The organism is Mojavia sp., assembly GCF_059505145.1.
Genome location: NZ_JCACKA010000018.1, coordinates 25,395 through 42,300, shown reverse-complemented (window position 1 = coordinate 42,300; position 16,906 = coordinate 25,395). Strand labels below are relative to the sequence as shown.

Here is a 16,906-nt window from a genome sequence, read left to right as displayed (position 1 = left end):
CCCAGGTTTACACAACCAGCTTTAAAAAGTGTATGCTGTTTTACCAAGAAATTCTCGTGATACCAAAATTGGTGAGATTCCATTGACCGAACAAAAATAAGTAACAATTTTTTATTGATCGCCCGCTAAGTCCAGCAAGCAACACCCATGTCTAGGTTAGAGAACCAATTTACTGTGCAATTTTGGGGCGTTCGCGGCAGCATCCCCAGTCCAGGCCCACACACTGTGCGTTATGGCGGTAATACCCCTTGCATTGAAATGCAAGTGGGTGGTAAACGCTTAATTTTCGATGGCGGTACAGGGCTACATGTTTTGGGGCAATCTTTGTTGCGCCAAATGCCGATAGAAGCTCATTTGTTTTTCACCCACTCCCACTGGGATCACATGCAAGGGTTTCCCTTCTTTACCCCAGGGTTTGTCAAGGGAAATAATTTTAAGATTTACGGCGCAATTGCTCCCGATGGTTCCACAATTGAACAGCGCCTGAATGACCAGATGCTCCACCCAAATTTTCCCGTACCCTTGCAAATCATGCAGGCAAATTTGAATTTCTGCGACATTACACCGGGGCAAGCAATACACATTAGTGATATTACTATAGAAACCGCACCACTAAACCATCCAGGCGAAGCTATTGGATATCGAATTAACTGGCATAATGGCGCTGCTGCTTACATTACCGATACTGAACATTTTCCCGACAGGCTGGATGAAAATGTTTTGTGGCTAGCTCGTAATGCTGACATCCTGATCTACGATTCTACTTATACAGATGAGGAATATCATTCCCGATCATCACCAAGAATTGGCTGGGGACATTCTACTTGGCAAGAAGCTGTTAAGGTGGCCAAAGCCGCTAACGTTAAAACTCTGGTGATTTTTCACCATGACCCTGCTCACAACGATGATTTTTTAGATAGTGTAGGGGAACAAGTGGTTGAGCAATTTCCTGGTGCAATCATGGCACGGGAAGGAATGGTACTCCAGGTTCCTGTTTCAGTTTCCTTATCAGAATCTTTTCCTGTCAGCAAATTTTCTGCTTAAAAGTTGTAGTCGAAGCAATTGTAGATTTTAGATTAGATTGGTGATCAGAAGCTTTCAGCAGGAGAGCGTACTCTTGGGTAAACTGCAAAAACTGGAGAACACGGTTTGCGAGTTCACCAAGTAAGCGTAGTCGCCCGTAAACTACCTCTGTTGGGACTAAGCAAGACAAAACTCGCCATCACCCAAGTTTAAAGCTAGAGTCGATTTAGCTTTGGTCTGTGGGGTTCTCTGGACTCAGCAATGAGCGGTCAAGCTGATGACTTCCCGTAGGGTGGGCTTTGGCTAAGAACCAAAAGGGGTGGCGTAAACACCCCAACTGGTAACACAAGATGTCAGGGTCGGACTTAGGCGTTTATCCATCGGGTAGCTTGTGGCTGAGAGCTAAATAAACCTAAAATCCCAGAATCTACGTGCTAAATTTGTCTCAAAATGGGTGTTCTGTGTGGGTTGCTTCTTCGAGCAAGTTGGCTCTAACGCCAACGGCTGTTGCTCTTGGCAAATTTGATGGCGTGCATCTTGGTCATCAAAGAGTAATCCAACCAGTTTTGCAGCAAGCATGGAGAGAAGTCCAAGGACAAGCTTCCTGCGTTAGCGTTAGCTCCTCGCAGAGCGAGGCTCAAAACTTCAGGGAAGATGAGGAGAATTTGCAAGAACTCTCACCCCTTAACCCCACTACCCCAGCACCCCAACAAGAAAACTCTCTAGCATCAACACACGAGCATACATACTCAACGGTTGTCACCTTTCATCCCCATCCACAGGAGTTTTTTTCGGGACAACCTCGTACTTTGCTAACTCCATTGGATGAAAAAGTTGAACAATTGCGATCGCTAGGGATAGAACAGCTGGTACTACTACCCTTCGATAAAGAATTATCAGCTTTGTCTCCCGAAGATTTCGTAGAAAAGATTCTCGTGCAACAACTGCGATGCCAGCGACTTAGCGTTGGGCAAGATTTTTGTTTTGGTAAACAGCGTACTGGCACCGCTAGGGATTTACAATTGCTCGCCGCCAAGTACGATATCCCCGTGACAATCGTTCCTTTACAAACCTACACAGGTAGCGACAACCCCCCAGCAGACAGCAGTTGTGTCAATATTGCTCTTACCCAAGAGCCTCCCATTAGCACTTCACGGATTCGCCAAACTCTAGAAAATGGTGATATCACCAGTGCAAATCTCCTACTTGGACGTCCCTACACTCTTTTTGGTGTTGTGATTCAAGGTCAACAACTTGGCAGAACTATTGGCTTTCCCACCGCTAACCTCCAATTGCCAAAAGACAAGTTTTTACCTCGTCAAGGTGTTTATGCTGTCCGTGGTTCTATTCTCAATGCCACGCCAAATGCTACTGCTCCTATTCCCTATTTAGGAGTAATGAATATAGGTAACCGCCCAACAGTAAATGGTACTGAACCATCTGTAGAAGTACATCTTTTTGATTGGTCTGGCGATTTATATGGCAAAAAGCTGGCTGTGCAGTTAGTAAAATTTTTGCGCCCGGAACAAAAATTTTCTTCTCTAGAAGCTTTGAAAACACAAATTCAACTTGACTGTGCGATCGCTAGAGAAGTTTTGAGTTCTCAATGATGAATTCTCAATGCTAATTGGGAATACTCTCAATAAAGGAATAGAGACTAGGGACTAGGAGCTAGGACATCCTCCCAATCCCTAATCCCCAATCCCTAATCCCTAATCCCTAATCCTGTAGTGCATGAGAGAAAGAATTGACGCTTTAACACAAAATTTGGCTCGCACCATCGTGGGTAAAAATGAAGCAATACGTTTGGTGCTAGTTGCCCTGCTAGGCGATGGTCATGCTTTATTAGAAGATGTACCTGGTGTTGGTAAAACCCTGCTTGCCAAATCGCTAGCTCGTTCAATAGATGGCAAATTTCAAAGGCTACAATGTACCCCTGATTTATTGCCTACTGACATCACTGGCACTAACATCTGGAACCCAAAAAGCGGTGAATTTAGCTTTCTTCCTGGGCCGATATTTGCCAATGTGCTGCTAGCTGACGAAATCAACCGCGCCACACCCCGCACGCAGTCAGCTTTGCTAGAAGTCATGGAAGAGCATCAGGTAACAGTCGATGGTGTCTCTCGTGCCGTTCCCACCCCCTTCTTTGTGATTGCTACTCAGAATCCTATTGAGTATCAAGGCACTTTTCCTCTACCAGAAGCACAGATGGATCGGTTTATGCTGTCTTTAAGCTTGGGCTATCCTTCTGAAGCAGATGAACTCCAGATGCTCCAAAGCCAAGCAAATGGTGTTAAGGTTTCTGATTTGCAGCCTTGTATTACCTTGGCAGAAATTGTGCAATTACGCCAACTCTGCTCTCAAGTCAGATTGGAAACTTCCTTGCAACAGTACATCTTGGAATTAGTACGAGCAACACGACAAGATGAAGAAATCACTCTTGGTGTTAGCCCTCGCGGTACGGTGTCTTTACAACGAGCTACCCAAGCCCTAGCTTTTCTTTTAGGGCGTGATTATGCCATTCCTGATGATATAAAATTTCTTGTTCCTCACGTTCTTTCGCATCGCATCATCCCCAGAGCAGGACGCAGCACAAGAACTGTTGTAGAAAGATTGTTGCGATCGGTTCCGATTCCCTAAATTGGCTGAAATTTCATACTTCAGCTTTTAGTCGATAGCCAAGAAAAGTTAATGTAATGTTTGACAGCAAACTATTATACGTGTGAATGTAGCGATCGCCGCTTTGGTTCATTTCGACTCTGAAAGTAGTTACGCCAAAACTGCAACATCGCCATAGTTACGTAAGTCTTATTATGAGGTACAAGCGCCACATCAAAGTATCTGGGAATGTGAGGAATGTCAAATTTTGTTAAGTGGAAATTCCGCCCTAAAAGCGATAGCGAAGCGCTACGGCGAAGCGCCAAACGCAATTTCAAACGTCAACCCTTTGGTTTACTTTTGGTAATTTTGGCGTGGAGTCTCGCTATGGGTTGGCTGCTATCCTTAGCTAATAATGTCCAAGGTGCTATTCCCATCTCGCAAGTTGGCACAGTTGATGTAGTACCTGCACAATACAAACTGGGGCAAGAATTATATTTAGAAAACTGTTCTACTTGCCACATTGCTTTACCACCAGCAGTTTTACCTACCCAAACCTGGAAAAATCTTTTGCAAGACTCGCAGCACTACGGCACACAGCTACAGCCTTTAGTTGATCCGCCGCGTATCTTGGTTTGGAGGTATCTAGAAACTTTCTCTCGTTCCCAACGAAAAGACGAAGAAACACCTTACCGCGTCAACAACTCACGTTATTTCAAAGCTTTGCATCCAAAAGTTAAGCTACCACGTCCTGTCCAGATTGGCAGTTGTGTTAGCTGTCATCCCAGCGCAAGTGACTACAATTTCCGCCGCTTGACTCCAGAATCGGAAAACTCGCCGTAAGAGTAGGGGATTGGGCATCGGGCATTGGGCATTGGGTATTAAGTAAATTCCCCTTGTCCCTATTACCCAGTCCCCAATTCCCAATCCCTATAGGGGGGGAATCGCTACTTCAGCATGGTTGGCGTTCTCTGCCTCAGTTGGGGGTGAAATGATACTATGAAGAAAGTCCAAAGATAAGATATGAAATAAAACCAATCATTTAGTAAACTGATTGGCTAGCCTTTTTAATGTTTTTGAGTTAATTCTCATTTCAGACCCATCCAAAACGAAAACGGCTGGGTTGGGTTAAATTTTTATAATCTATGCCGAAACTTTAATTGCCATCCTCTTTGATTTAGTGCCATAACCTGCCATGCTAAAAACCTTGTTGGGCGATCCCAACGCTCGTAAACTTAAGAAATACCAACCCTACATTACTGAAATTAACCTTTTAGAGGAAGAAATTAAAGCCCTTTCCGATGAAGAGTTAAAAGGTAAAACAGCAGAGTTTAGACAGCGAATCTCTAAAGGCGAAACCTTAGATGAGATTCTGCCAGAAGCTTTTGCTGTAGTCCGGGAAGCAGGACGACGAGTCTTAGGCTTACGGCACTTTGATGTTCAGATGTTGGGCGGTATAATTCTGCACAAAGGGCAAATTGCAGAAATGAAAACTGGGGAGGGCAAAACCCTAGTTGCTACATTACCAAGTTATTTGAATGCCCTCTCTGGTAAAGGCGTACACGTTGTTACAGTGAACGATTACCTGGCTCGTCGGGACGCGGAATGGATGGGACAGGTGCATCGCTTCTTGGGATTGAGCGTGGGGCTAATTCAGGCGAGCATGATTCCCAGCGAACGTCAGAAAAATTACGAGTGCGACATTACCTATGTTACCAACAGTGAGGTAGGTTTTGATTACTTGCGGGACAACATGGCTACATCCATGGCAGATGTGGTACAACGCCCATTCAATTACTGCGTAATTGACGAGGTAGACTCAATCTTAATTGATGAGGCGCGGACACCACTAATTATTTCTGGACAGGTAGAAAGACCGACAGAAAAATATCTCCAAGCAGCCGAAATCGCCTTTACGCTGAAAAAAGATGAGCATTACGAGGTAGATGAAAAAGCTCGTAACGTGCTGTTGACAGATGAAGGTTTTGCAGAAGCGGAAAATCTTTTAGGTGTCACCGATTTATTTGACCCAGAAGATCCGTGGGCACACTTTGTTTTCAATGCGATTAAAGCCAAAGAACTGTTCCTGAAGGACGTCAACTATATCGTCCGCAACGGGGAAGTGGTGATCGTAGATGAATTTACTGGTCGTGTGCTACCTGGACGGCGGTGGAGTGATGGATTACACCAAGCAATTGAAGCGAAAGAACACGTAGAGATTCAGCCAGAAACTCAAACTCTGGCGACAATTACTTATCAAAACCTGTTCTTGCTTTATCCCAAACTGGGTGGGATGACGGGAACTGCCAAAACAGAAGAACCTGAGTTTGAAAAAATTTACAAACTTGAAGTTACGGTAATTCCTACTAATCGTACCAGAAGACGCCAAGATATGTCTGACATGGTGTTTAAGACAGAACCTGGCAAATGGCGAGCGATCGCCAGAGAATGTGCAGAAATGCACGAAGCTGGTAGACCCGTACTCGTGGGTACTACAAGTGTGGAAAAATCTGAGTATCTCAGTCAACTGCTCAAGGAGATGGAGATTCCCCACGAGTTGCTCAACGCGCGACCAGAGAACGTAGAACGCGAGGCGGAAATTGTCGCCCAAGCTGGACGTAAAGGAGCTGTAACTATTGCCACCAACATGGCTGGTAGAGGTACAGATATCATCCTGGGTGGTAACTCTGAATACATGGCGCGTCTGAAGCTGCGGGAATACTTTATGCCGCGGATTGTCCAGCCAGAAGATGAAGATGTGTTTGGCGTCCAAAAAGCAGCTGGTCTGCCATCTGCGACTGGTAGTGGCCATGGCTTTGTTCCTGGGAAAAAGGTGAAAACTTGGCGGGCTTCGCCAGAAATTTTCCCTACTCAGTTAACAAAAGAGACAGAACAGCAACTCAAAGAAGCTGTAGAATTGGCGGTACGTGAATATGGCGAACGCAGCTTACCGGAACTGGAAGCAGAAGATAAAGTAGCCGTAGCAGCCGAAAAAGCTCCGATTGATGACCCAGTAATTCAAAAATTGCGGGCAGCTTATAACCGGGTAAAGCACGAGTACGAACAATTCACCGTCCGCGAACACGAAGAAGTAGTGGAATTAGGCGGTTTGCACGTCATTGGTACAGAACGCCATGAATCGCGCCGGATTGACAACCAATTGCGAGGACGGGCAGGACGACAAGGTGACCCTGGTTCAACAAGATTCTTCTTGAGTTTAGAGGATAACTTACTGCGGATTTTTGGTGGCGATCGCGTTGCTGGATTAATGAGTGCCTTCAACGTTGAAGAAGATATGCCCATAGAATCGGGGATGCTTACCCGTAGTTTGGAAGGCGCACAGAAAAAAGTTGAAACCTACTACTACGATATCCGTAAGCAGGTGTTTGAGTACGACGAGGTGATGAACAATCAACGTCGCGCCATCTACGCCGAACGCCGCCGGGTACTAGAAGGTCAAGACTTGAAAGAACAGGTAATCAAATACGCTGAAAAAACGATGGATGACATCGTTGACTATTACATCAACCCAGACTTGCCCTCGGAAGAGTGGGAGTTAGACAAGTTGGCTGATAAGGTTAAGGAATTTGTTTATCTGTTGGCAGACTTGCAGGCAAATCAGTTAGAAGATATGTCTGTAAGCGAGATAAAAGCTTTCCTCCATGAACAAGTGCGGATAGCCTACGACATGAAGGAAGCCCAGATTGACCAAATTCAGCCAGGACTAATGCGCCAAGCTGAACGGTTCTTTATTTTGCAACGCATTGATACCCTGTGGCGTGAACACCTGCAACAAATGGATGCTTTGCGCGAATCGGTGGGATTGCGTGGTTACGGTCAAAAAGACCCGCTGATTGAGTACAAGAGCGAGGGTTATGAACTCTTCTTGGATATGATGGTCAACATCCGCCGAGATGTGGTTTACTCGTTGTTCATGTTCCAACCGCAGCCGCAGCCAGTAGTGCAAACATCATCAGAGATGGTTTGACACTTCAGCAGCCTGTAAAATAGCAGATACAAACGAAATAGCAGTCAAGAGGTGAGAAAAAGTCAGACCTCTTGACTGATTTTTGCTTTTAAAGGATACACCCCCTCAGTTGACAAGTAAAAAGTGAGAAATTGTTGAGAGTGTTGCTTGAAAGCCATGAAACAAGAGCATTTTAGAAGCCATTAGCGCGCAACACTTTAGCAGGGTCGGGGCTACTCTACTTATATACAAACTGTATATAATCTTGATTGAGGGTCAGCAGAGCGCTTATCCAACCCAAGTAAGAAAACTCTGTAAGAAACAGCGACTTTATAAAGGTTGACAATGACTTGTAGTAAAGGTTTAGGGCTGCCAATGCTTCTCAACTTCCTTACTCGGTTGTGCTTTGATTGCCATAAATGACCTTTTGTATGGATACTACTTTAACGCCATCTCACTGCTCTCTTTAGAAAGGAAAACGGAATAGGCACGGTACTTAAGGTATTTACAAAAATTTATTAACAATTACATATCATAGCCACATTACATGAAAAAGTTAATACTGAAAAGAATGTATGAAGTAAATCTTTTATTTTATGAAATCTTTAACTTTGGTAGCCAGCATAGTTAGCCTAATCAGTATGTCGAGTTTTTGTAGTGCTGCTAAAGCTGCTTCTATAAATAACGGAGGGTTTGAGTCAGGTTTTTTAGGATGGACAATCTTTAATGAAAATTTGTCACCTATTCAATCTCCACCTTCTGGCTCACCTTCTAATTCATCTGTAAGATGGTTTGAAACGTCAGGCGGCTTTTCCCCACTATCAAATACTGAAATTATTAACCAGTTTGAAGGACAAAGCTATGCAGTGACAGATCATGCAGAGTCTGGTTCAACAGTACTATATCAAGATATTACCTTGGAGCCAGAGCTTCAGCATATACTTTCATTTGCTTGGTTTGCTCAGAGTAAACCACCTTTTCAAGATTCTGGAAGTATGTCACTGACAGTTAGTGATGACCCCCTTACTAATAACTATCAAGGGCCTGTCCAGCTATTCAGAATTGATCTTGTTCCTGCTGAATTTACCAACTTCTTTGGTGTTTCTTCGGATGCTGGCATATTAGCAAATATCGTGGCCCCGGTAGCTGAACCTTTTCCGGTAACAGAATGGAATAATGTTGTATTCGACTTAACTCCGTGGGCAGGTTCTACTGTGCGATTGGCTTTCCGTGAAGCTGCTATTGGAGGCGATTTCCAAGCTGGTATCGATGCTGTAAAGGTTACGTCTGCCTTGAGAAGCGTTCCAGAATCCAACACTATCTTTGCTTCAACAATAGCAATAGGGCTAGGAGTTTTGTCAAAAAGGCAGCTTTCAAAAAGACAAAAAGTCTAAAAAATTGAATACTCAAAGGCTAGCCTTTAATTGTGCAGTCACCCTAATTCACATACTACTTATTTATCAATTTATAGTTGTGATTGGCAAGGCCCAACCGCGCAAGAACAGTGAACAGCACTGGCTCATCAAAACATTGATATACCTTGATTGTTGCAACTCAAGTAAGAAATTCTCGTCTTGAATTTCTTACTTTGAGATTTTTGAGACCATTGTTACACCTGCTACAAGGCGGCGATCGCCTACGGTGGTGTGTAGCTCATCGCCTAGATAAATTAGGTGATATTGAGGCAAGTTTATTTTAAATAGCAACAAGCTTCTCTCTTTTTCTCGTAACCGGGAAATAAATTTGACTTTGCTTTTGAGCTCGTAACCAAGCATCTCGATAAATTTGCTCAAACAAAACTCTTTGAGCATGGCTACCGCCTATCTGAGACAATCGCGGTAATACAGGTTTTAGTTGAGTAACCGCCTCTGACCAATCATCTTGAGCGTGGGCAACCATACCTCTAGCACAGGGAATGGCAACTTCAGACCAGTTTCGACGCAGGAAAGGGTTCACGCTTAAACTATGTTGCTGCATACTCAGCCACATTTGGTTTAACCAGTCACTACGTCCGCCTCTGGCTAATGCATAGATGTAATGCAAGTCTTGGAAGGGTAGAGCGTGTTCATGAAGACGAGGCAGAAGATACGCACTCAAATTTTGCCAGCGATCGCCTACATCAAAACCTTGCAACTCCAGCCTTAACAATAAAGCGATCGCCCCTACTTGATCTTTGGGAGAATATTTCTGAGCACGTCCCCAAACGTGGGTATCATACAGCACCAAAACCTTCTCTTGATTACCTTGCTTTAAGTAATAGAGCGCTATATGCCACCAATTATGTGTGTAAAGCATGGAGTTGCAGTTTTCCCAAGTATCAGCTAGGCTTTCCATCCAAGTAATGCCCTCATCGACTCGTCCCTGAGTTTCCATTACATGAGCAACAGCATGATGTGCCCATGGATCATAACGATTTATGGAAGTTGCTATTCGACCCATTGCTTCTGCTTCATCCAAGCGATGGCACTGTTCTAAACCAAATGCCACCATGCCGTATAGGTAATGATTTTCCTCGTTCACAGGTAAAACTTTTTGCGCTATGTTGAGTAATCTTTCCTGATCGCCCAAATAGAAGTAGTGATACTGTCCCTGCTGGACTGAAATCAAGTCGCGGGGAAAGTTTTGGGTAATTGCTTCGTGTATAGCGATCGCCCGATCAATTGCTCCCTCTGCCCAAGCCGCGATCGCCTGCACATATAACTGCTCTCGTGTGGTTATCTTGACTAATTGCTGTTGAGCCGCTTGGAGATGCGGTTTAGCTTGCTGCCAAGCTTGAGTATTTTCTTGAGACAGGAAATAAGCTGCTGCGTAGGCATGAATCATGGCGCAGTTTGGATCAGCCGCAATTCCTTCAAGAATTACAGCTTCCGCATCTTTACCATAGCTGAGGGCTTGATCGATAAAGCTATTGATTGCTGCGATCGCTGCTGATGATTCTGTTGTAACTTCAAGCCCTTGAGCGTCTTTTAGCATAGTTCTTTCCTGGATCAGAATTGACAGTTGAGGTTAAACGCTTGTAACCCGATAAATCTGGGATTTTAAAACTACACTAAGTCACTCGGAATAGTGTAGTTTATGCTCCTGAGTATGTCATAGCTAATGTGGAAATGGCAAGAAAAATTTCCAGACTGAATTATCTAACTGTTAAGAGGCATTTTTCAAAAATCAGTCTCTAGGTAGAGCAATAAAGTAACCCTCATGCACAATTAGCCAGATGGAAGAGGAGTTAGAGATTTTTAAGCTGAGTTTAGTCAGTTAGAAGCCTATGGAGTAGGGACAAGGGGACTGGGGACTAAGTATCTTTACTCAGCACTGATAACTCAACACAGCAGCTAGAACTATGCCAGAAGCAACTATAAATAAACTAGTTGATGTAGTACGTAAATCTGCATCCCGATTGACGGGTACAACCGCAGACTACGATCCATTGATGAACTTAATTGGCAATGCCCGCTTCGTTCTGATTGGCGAAGCCTCTCATGGCACTCATGAATTTTACGAGCAACGGGCTGAGATTACCAAACGGTTGATTCAAGAGAAAGGCTTTACAGCGGTAGCGGTTGAGGCAGACTGGCCTGATGCTTACCGCGTTAATCGCTACGTGCGCGGTGTTAGCGACGATCCAACTCTTGCGGAAGCACTCTCTGATTTCCGACGCTTTCCTGCCTGGATGTGGCGTAATACCGACGTATTAAAATTTATCAATTGGTTACGCGAATATAATGCTGCTCTACCCGAAAATGCCATCAAAGTTGGCTTTTATGGATTAGACCTCTACAGTATGCACGCCTCAATAACAGAAGTGCTTAACTATCTTGAGCGAGTTGACCCCGAAGCTGCCCAGCGTGCCCGTTATCGCTACTCATGCTTTGAGCATTTTAGCGAAGATAGCCAGCACTATGGCTATGCTGCCAGTTTTGGGCTGACTGAATCTTGTGAGCAAGAAGTAGTCAATCAGCTGCGGGAACTGCAACACCGTGCTATTGAATACACGCTTAATCATAATCCTGTAGCGGCAGATGAATTGTTTTATGCCGAGCAGAATGCTCGATTAGTGAAGAATGCTGAGGTGTACTATCGCTCAATGTTTCAAGAACGGGTGTCATCATGGAACATTCGCGATCGCCACATGGCAGAAACTCTAAATCAGCTGACTGCCCATCTAGATCAGCAAGGACAACCGACCAAAGTTGTTGTTTGGGAACACAATTCCCATTTAGGAGATGCACGAGCAACGGATATGGGCAGAGAAGGCGAAATAAATGTTGGTCAATTAGTGCGTGAACAGTATGGTAGTGAAGCAATCTTAATAGGCTTTAGCACCTATACAGGTACAGTTACGGCGGCTTCTAATTGGGGTGATACTGCCGAACTAAAGCTAGTTCGCCCCGCCTTGCCAAATAGTTACGAAGCTCTATTTCATGAAACGGGAATACCGCAGTTTTTGCTACAGCTACGAGATAATCCAGCAATTGCGGGATTGGAAAAACGACGATTAGAAAGAGCGATCGGCGTAATTTATCGACCAGACACTGAACGTAGCAGTCACTACTTTTATGCCTGTCTTCCTGAACAATTTGATGCGGTCATCCATATAGATGATACAAGAGGAGTACAACCTTTAGACCGCACTCCCGAATCGGAGATCAGTGACCCACCAGAGACATTTCCCTTTGCTGTTTGAATCCATCACCAGAAGCATCACTGATGATAGGTAAATTGCAATATGCCAACGCCAACAGACTTCAAAGACTATTACACGATTCTGGGAGTTGATAAAAAGGCCACGCCAGAAGAAATCAAACGGGCATACCGCAAACTTGCCCGTAAGTATCATCCTGATTTAAATCCTGGAGATCAACAGGCAGAAGCACGTTTTAAAGAAATTAATGAAGCCAACGAGGTACTGTCTGACCCAGAAAAGCGGCAGAAGTATGATCAGTTTGGACAATATTGGAATCAGGTAAATCAGGGTGGCGCACCTCCACCTAGAGGCGCAGGTGTTGGAGTTGGAGGAGTTGATTTTGACCAATACACTGACTTTGACTCATTCATCAATGACTTGCTTGGTCGCTTTGGTGGCGCAGATGGAAGTGGGCGCAGAACTTACACCTATCGCACGTCTACAGGACAACCGAGTGGATTTACCAGTCCGCCTCCTGCTGATACAGAAGCTGCGATCGCCCTGACATTTCCAGAAGCGTTTCATGGTACACAAAAACGGCTGCAACTGGATGATGAAACAATTAATGTTCGGATTCCACCAGGTGCTAGACCAGGAAGCCGAGTTCGGATTAAAGGAAAAGGTCGTCCTAGCCCATTTTCCCAACAACGCGGAGACTTGTACTTAACAATTGAAGTTCTACCGCATCCATTCTTTCAGTTTGAAGGCGATAACATTACTTGTGAAGTGCCAATTCGCCCAGATGAAGCCGTATTGGGCGCTCAAATCGACGTACCTACTCCTGATGGCAACATTACCATGAAAGTGCCGCCAGGAGTGCGTTCTGGGCAATCCCTCAGATTACGCGGCAAAGGCTGGAAACTGCCCCAGGATAAACGAACTGACCTGATAGTGAAACTCCAGATTGTGCCCCCCAAGGATCTCAGCCCCATTGAACGCGAAGCTTACGAAACCATCCAGGCACACAGCAACTTTAACCCGCGCACTCAATTGCAGGAGGTAAAATTATGACTCAGTTTAGCCTCTCCCAGACAGTTGTTTCTCAAGAGGGAGAACCACTTTATTCCTATGAATATGCAGCAATGGTGACAGAAACATCCACAGTAGTGGTGGAACGCTTTGCCCAGTTGGGATTAATTGAACCCATTGGAGAAATGCTGCACCAGCGCGACATTACACGTATTGCTCAAATTTTACGTTTGCGTCACGATCTAGGATTAAATTTAGTAGGAGCCGCAATGGTTTTAGATATGGCTCAGGAGATCGCGCAGTTACGTGCCCAAATTAAGGCATATCAGTCAATGAAAGATGAGAACACTTAGCTACCAGGATAATTGCCCATTTTCACCAAAATGAGATGGTGAGATGTCACTTTTTCACTAAAATATATGCTTTAGCATAATCAGGCATTTTGCTGACCTGCTGCCCAAAAGCTTTTTGATTTTGAAAAATTCCTGCCAAAAAATCAAGTTGATAAAGGTTAGGTAGAAATGCTCCGCCTGTATCAGCAATAATGCCCATTTGCAGCCGTTTACGTCCACCTTGATTATGCTCAAGGACAATCACTTTACCTAAGCCAATATTTAAAACATCTCCAGCAAAAGTTACTCCTGGTTTGATAGAAATTTTTGCATCTATCTTGTATCCATAACCTTTGATGGCATCAACTTTTCTAAAATACCAGTAACGCTTTTGGGCTGTTGCTTTTAATCCCCGAACATAGGGTATTCCATTATTTCTGTCTACATTAAAAACTCCTTGGGAACCATCTGTAAAATTAACTATTATTGTTCCCTGCATGAGTGCTTCTTCTAACCCATTTCGGGTTAAATATGCAAGAGGTTCAACTTTACCAAATTCTTTACCGCCTGGCTCATAAATCCCTGATAAAACATCCTGCTTTGTATACTTAGTGTAAAATTTATTCTCTAAATTATCTTTTAAGCTATAAATTGGCGTGTTAAAAGTAGAGGTTTTTTTCCGTGAACCTGGATGAATGAAAACAGCGTATTTTGTTATTCTTAACTGTTCTTGCTTGGTGTTTGTTGGGTTATATGCAGACCATTTAATTACTCTAAAATTAGCATTAATAAAATTAGGATCTTGTAAACGAGTAGTTCGATTATTGGCAATATCCTCCTTTAAAACAGCAATCATGAAATCTAAAGTTTTGGTAACATCGTCTACGGTAACTCCTTGAGTACCAAGTATCCCTGTACGTAAAATATCGGGGTCTTGGGAAGCGTAGTCTTGAAAATATTTTCTAGTATTGATAAAAACAGTAAGTAAATCTGCTTGATTGAAATTAACTTTTGTAGTTGGCAGTTTAACTGGAGTAAAAACATTATTACTATTAACGCTAAACTTATAGGTTTTTAGTTCATCAATAACTTTATAACTCGTAGAGGCTAATGTTAGATTATGCCCAGGTGGATGAAAATTTTGCCTGTCAAATCTTTGTTTAACATCAAAAAGATTTTGCAAACTTGTGGAAACTATATGAGCAGACTTAATTAATGTCAGGGGTGATGGTGACTGGGGTAGGTTTTGTTCCTGTTGATTAAAAGATATATTTTGCGTAGTTTGATGCGTAGTTTGGGATTGTTGATGTAGCTGTTTATTCTTTGAAACATTATCTAAACGGATATAAGCGAAACCGCTCATTAATAAAGTAGCAAATCCTACTGCGAATCGAAATTTTTGGTTAAATATTATACTCATAAATTAAAAAAGAATTTTTAATACTTAGTATTTAAAAATCAACAATAGAATTGATGGTACTCAGTGCTGGTGAAATAAAACTAAAGAAAGTACTTAAATATAATATAATTATAGGTTCCAAAAGTTACTATATTTTTGCAAAAATCAGGTACGTGCTAATGAGTTTGTGTTCTGTGGATAATTAAGACACAAAAAAGTTAATAAGGATATTTTACCAAGCGATATCCAAAAGTTTACTACAAGGCTAATTTATAAAAAAGCCAGAAAATCAGGTCTCTGGCTTAATAGCTAGAGACAAAAGAGTAATTACACAGGTAAAAACCTAAATTCTTCCTACTAACGAGTTTGCACTCCCAGCCTGGATTTCATAATAAAGCAGCGGGCGTTCGCTGACGATTGCCCTCCGACATCGAGACATATTTAAAGCTTCAAGTACTCGAATCGAAGCTTTGTTAGGCTCGTTAACATCTGCGACCACTCTTGCCAATCCAAGCACATCAAATACATAACGAAGTACAGACAATGCAGCTTCCGTAGCATAGCCGCGTCCCCAAAGTTGAGGTCGTGTGCCAAAAATAAGACTTGGTGATTCCTGTGAGGAATGAAGCAGACCTGCAAACCCCGCTATCTGATCAGTATGATGTTCAAAAAAGAGCCAAAGCCCATAGCCATAATTTGTGAAACTCTCCAGGCTGGCTTCGATAAATGATTGCGCCTCCTCTAGGGAGATTTGACGATCATCAAAGAGAAATCGTCGTATGTCAGCCTCAGTCCATAGCTGGTGTAAGGAGTCGAGATCGTCAATCTGGCATGGACGCAGGCTCAAACGTTGGGTATGTAACAAATGCGTCATTGTGAGATGCCTTATCTTACGATGTCTAAACACAGAACTAATTTAGCACTGAGTACAGCCCACTAGAAATTAGGTGCAGAATTCGCTTTTTGGATGAATTGTGTCCAGGGTTATCACTATTGCTGTTCTCCCTTTGACTACCTCAACAGTAGAGTCTAGCCATCAGCCAAAATCAATCCATGCGATCGCTCTCACACCAAACTCGCACAAATAGCCTCCGGGTTGCGTTCCAGGGAATCAGCATGATGGCTGCTACGCCAGACAAGTATAAAATTTGCTTTTACGCTGCGCCACGTTCATCAGCATCAGGTGTAGCGAATGCTTCGACGCGGGACACGATAATAAGTGATAGAGGATGCTGCGTTATTGGATCAAGTGGTTCGATGCATTGGCATACCTGAAGCCTTGCTTGGTTACAGACCGTCAGCCATGAATTCAGTGTCCGAAAATACCAGGGCATCGGCTCCCACGTATCATTGCCAAAATTCATGAAGCTTTCGGTTCGCCATCCATCTGTGTACGCTTGATCGCCACACGCACTCCATGGGTGAACTGTCTGCACAACCAGGTGTCCATTAGAGGATAAGACTGTACCGAGGACAGCCAACAGTGGCACAATGGTTTCGCCCAACAGTGAGAAATTACACACAACAAGATCATACGGCCCATCTAACTGGCTTGGCTCCTTAATAATCGCCTCATACGTAAGGGTGCAAAACCTGCCACTTCCTGCCGCTTGAGCGTGTTGAACTAAGGCAGGGCTTCCATCCACCCCGAAGGTTTCGATGCCTTGTGCAACTAATGCGCGTGTCAGCCAACCTTCGCCACAGCCAACATCTAACACACGGCGAGGTCGCAGTGCCATCAAAACTTCCAAGATGGCAGCATCAGTTGCAACACGACGGCTGGGTATGAGTCCATCACGGACTGCCTTCGTCCATGCGTTGGCGTTCTTATTCCAACTTGAATGCAAGCGGTGTTCCAAATCTGCTTGGGGCATGAAAGCTTCCTCCGAGTTGTATAAATTATATCTGCGGGATGATTTATCTCACGCAGA

Annotated in this window: 14 protein-coding genes; 10 read left to right on the top strand and 4 right to left on the bottom strand. The window is 43.7% G+C overall.

The genetic code is table 11. The features are described 5' to 3' along the window. The first annotated feature begins 147 nt into the window (after window positions 1-147). From AC5JL8_RS01835 to AC5JL8_RS01805, 7 genes are all read left to right on the top strand, one after another. Window positions 148-1,044 (top strand): MBL fold metallo-hydrolase, encoded by an 897-nt coding sequence (locus tag AC5JL8_RS01835; protein ID WP_495878073.1) that lies wholly within the window; start codon window positions 148-150, stop codon window positions 1,042-1,044. A gap of 410 nt (window positions 1,045-1,454) precedes the next feature. Continuing rightward, window positions 1,455-2,633, top strand: coding sequence for a bifunctional riboflavin kinase/FAD synthetase (locus AC5JL8_RS01830; RefSeq protein WP_495878072.1), 1,179 nt, complete (start codon window positions 1,455-1,457; stop codon window positions 2,631-2,633). A gap of 124 nt (window positions 2,634-2,757) precedes the next feature. After that, a complete protein-coding gene (locus tag AC5JL8_RS01825; protein ID WP_495878071.1) occupies window positions 2,758-3,666 on the top strand; it encodes an AAA family ATPase in 909 nt (302 codons plus the stop codon). Between the two features lie 216 nt (window positions 3,667-3,882). After that, window positions 3,883-4,467 (top strand): diheme cytochrome c, encoded by a 585-nt coding sequence (locus AC5JL8_RS01820; RefSeq protein WP_495878070.1) that lies wholly within the window; start codon window positions 3,883-3,885, stop codon window positions 4,465-4,467. Between the two features lie 352 nt (window positions 4,468-4,819). After that, window positions 4,820-7,612 (top strand): preprotein translocase subunit SecA, encoded by a 2,793-nt coding sequence (gene secA, locus AC5JL8_RS01815; protein ID WP_495878069.1) that lies wholly within the window; start codon window positions 4,820-4,822, stop codon window positions 7,610-7,612. A 575-nt stretch (window positions 7,613-8,187) separates the two neighbouring features. Then, on the top strand, window positions 8,188-8,985 hold the full coding sequence (locus tag AC5JL8_RS01810; RefSeq protein WP_495878068.1) for a hypothetical protein: 798 nt from the start codon (window positions 8,188-8,190) through the stop codon (window positions 8,983-8,985). A gap of 146 nt (window positions 8,986-9,131) precedes the next feature. Next, entirely contained in the window at window positions 9,132-9,290 is a 159-nt protein-coding gene (locus AC5JL8_RS01805; RefSeq protein WP_495878067.1) for a hypothetical protein, read from the top strand. Here the strand turns inward: AC5JL8_RS01805 and AC5JL8_RS01800 are convergent. After that, entirely contained in the window at window positions 9,287-10,564 is a 1,278-nt protein-coding gene (locus AC5JL8_RS01800; protein ID WP_495878066.1) for a tetratricopeptide repeat protein, read from the bottom strand. The genes AC5JL8_RS01805 and AC5JL8_RS01800 overlap by 4 nt on opposite strands. 367 nt (window positions 10,565-10,931) lie before the next feature. Here AC5JL8_RS01800 and AC5JL8_RS01795 point away from each other — a divergent pair, with 367 nt between their 5' ends. Genes AC5JL8_RS01795 through AC5JL8_RS01785 form a run of 3 tightly spaced genes read left to right on the top strand, consistent with a single transcriptional unit; the run spans window position 10,932 to window position 13,597 of the window. Continuing rightward, window positions 10,932-12,275 (top strand): erythromycin esterase family protein, encoded by a 1,344-nt coding sequence (locus AC5JL8_RS01795; RefSeq protein WP_495878065.1) that lies wholly within the window; start codon window positions 10,932-10,934, stop codon window positions 12,273-12,275. Between the two features lie 42 nt (window positions 12,276-12,317). Then, window positions 12,318-13,286, top strand: a complete 969-nt coding sequence (locus AC5JL8_RS01790) for a DnaJ C-terminal domain-containing protein (protein ID WP_495878064.1) — start codon at window positions 12,318-12,320, stop codon at window positions 13,284-13,286. Further along, a complete protein-coding gene (locus AC5JL8_RS01785; RefSeq protein ID WP_495878063.1) occupies window positions 13,283-13,597 on the top strand; it encodes a chaperone modulator CbpM in 315 nt (104 codons plus the stop codon). The genes AC5JL8_RS01790 and AC5JL8_RS01785 overlap by 4 nt, the downstream gene beginning before the upstream one ends. 46 nt (window positions 13,598-13,643) lie before the next feature. Here AC5JL8_RS01785 and AC5JL8_RS01780 read toward each other — a convergent pair whose 3' ends face one another. From AC5JL8_RS01780 to AC5JL8_RS01770, 3 genes are all read right to left on the bottom strand, one after another. Then, on the bottom strand, window positions 13,644-14,996 hold the full coding sequence (locus tag AC5JL8_RS01780; protein ID WP_495878062.1) for a hypothetical protein: 1,353 nt from the start codon (window positions 14,994-14,996) through the stop codon (window positions 13,644-13,646). A gap of 322 nt (window positions 14,997-15,318) precedes the next feature. Beyond that, the gene (locus tag AC5JL8_RS01775; protein ID WP_495878061.1) at window positions 15,319-15,849 is read right to left on the bottom strand and encodes a GNAT family N-acetyltransferase; all 531 of its coding nucleotides are present in this window, start codon (window positions 15,847-15,849) and stop codon (window positions 15,319-15,321) included. Between the two features lie 280 nt (window positions 15,850-16,129). After that, window positions 16,130-16,849, bottom strand: coding sequence for a class I SAM-dependent methyltransferase (locus tag AC5JL8_RS01770; protein ID WP_495878060.1), 720 nt, complete (start codon window positions 16,847-16,849; stop codon window positions 16,130-16,132). Window positions 16,850-16,906: the final 57 nt, after the last annotated feature.

Bases quoted from the DNA above. Each gene is read 5' to 3' on its own strand.
- AC5JL8_RS01810 (WP_495878068.1), top strand. From the start codon at position 8,188: ATGAAATCTTTAACTTTGGTAGCCAGCATAGTTAGCCTAATCAGTATG.
- AC5JL8_RS01825 (WP_495878071.1), top strand. From the start codon at position 2,758: ATGAGAGAAAGAATTGACGCTTTAACACAAAATTTGGCTCGCACCATC.
- AC5JL8_RS01835 (WP_495878073.1), top strand. From the start codon at position 148: ATGTCTAGGTTAGAGAACCAATTTACTGTGCAATTTTGGGGCGTTCGC.
- AC5JL8_RS01800 (WP_495878066.1), bottom strand. From the start codon at position 10,564: ATGCTAAAAGACGCTCAAGGGCTTGAAGTTACAACAGAATCATCAGCA.
- AC5JL8_RS01790 (WP_495878064.1), top strand. From the start codon at position 12,318: ATGCCAACGCCAACAGACTTCAAAGACTATTACACGATTCTGGGAGTT.
- AC5JL8_RS01785 (WP_495878063.1), top strand. From the start codon at position 13,283: ATGACTCAGTTTAGCCTCTCCCAGACAGTTGTTTCTCAAGAGGGAGAA.
- secA (WP_495878069.1), top strand. From the start codon at position 4,820: ATGCTAAAAACCTTGTTGGGCGATCCCAACGCTCGTAAACTTAAGAAA.
- AC5JL8_RS01775 (WP_495878061.1), bottom strand. From the start codon at position 15,849: ATGACGCATTTGTTACATACCCAACGTTTGAGCCTGCGTCCATGCCAG.
- AC5JL8_RS01780 (WP_495878062.1), bottom strand. From the start codon at position 14,996: ATGAGTATAATATTTAACCAAAAATTTCGATTCGCAGTAGGATTTGCT.
- AC5JL8_RS01795 (WP_495878065.1), top strand. From the start codon at position 10,932: ATGCCAGAAGCAACTATAAATAAACTAGTTGATGTAGTACGTAAATCT.
- AC5JL8_RS01770 (WP_495878060.1), bottom strand. From the start codon at position 16,849: ATGCCCCAAGCAGATTTGGAACACCGCTTGCATTCAAGTTGGAATAAG.
- AC5JL8_RS01820 (WP_495878070.1), top strand. From the start codon at position 3,883: ATGTCAAATTTTGTTAAGTGGAAATTCCGCCCTAAAAGCGATAGCGAA.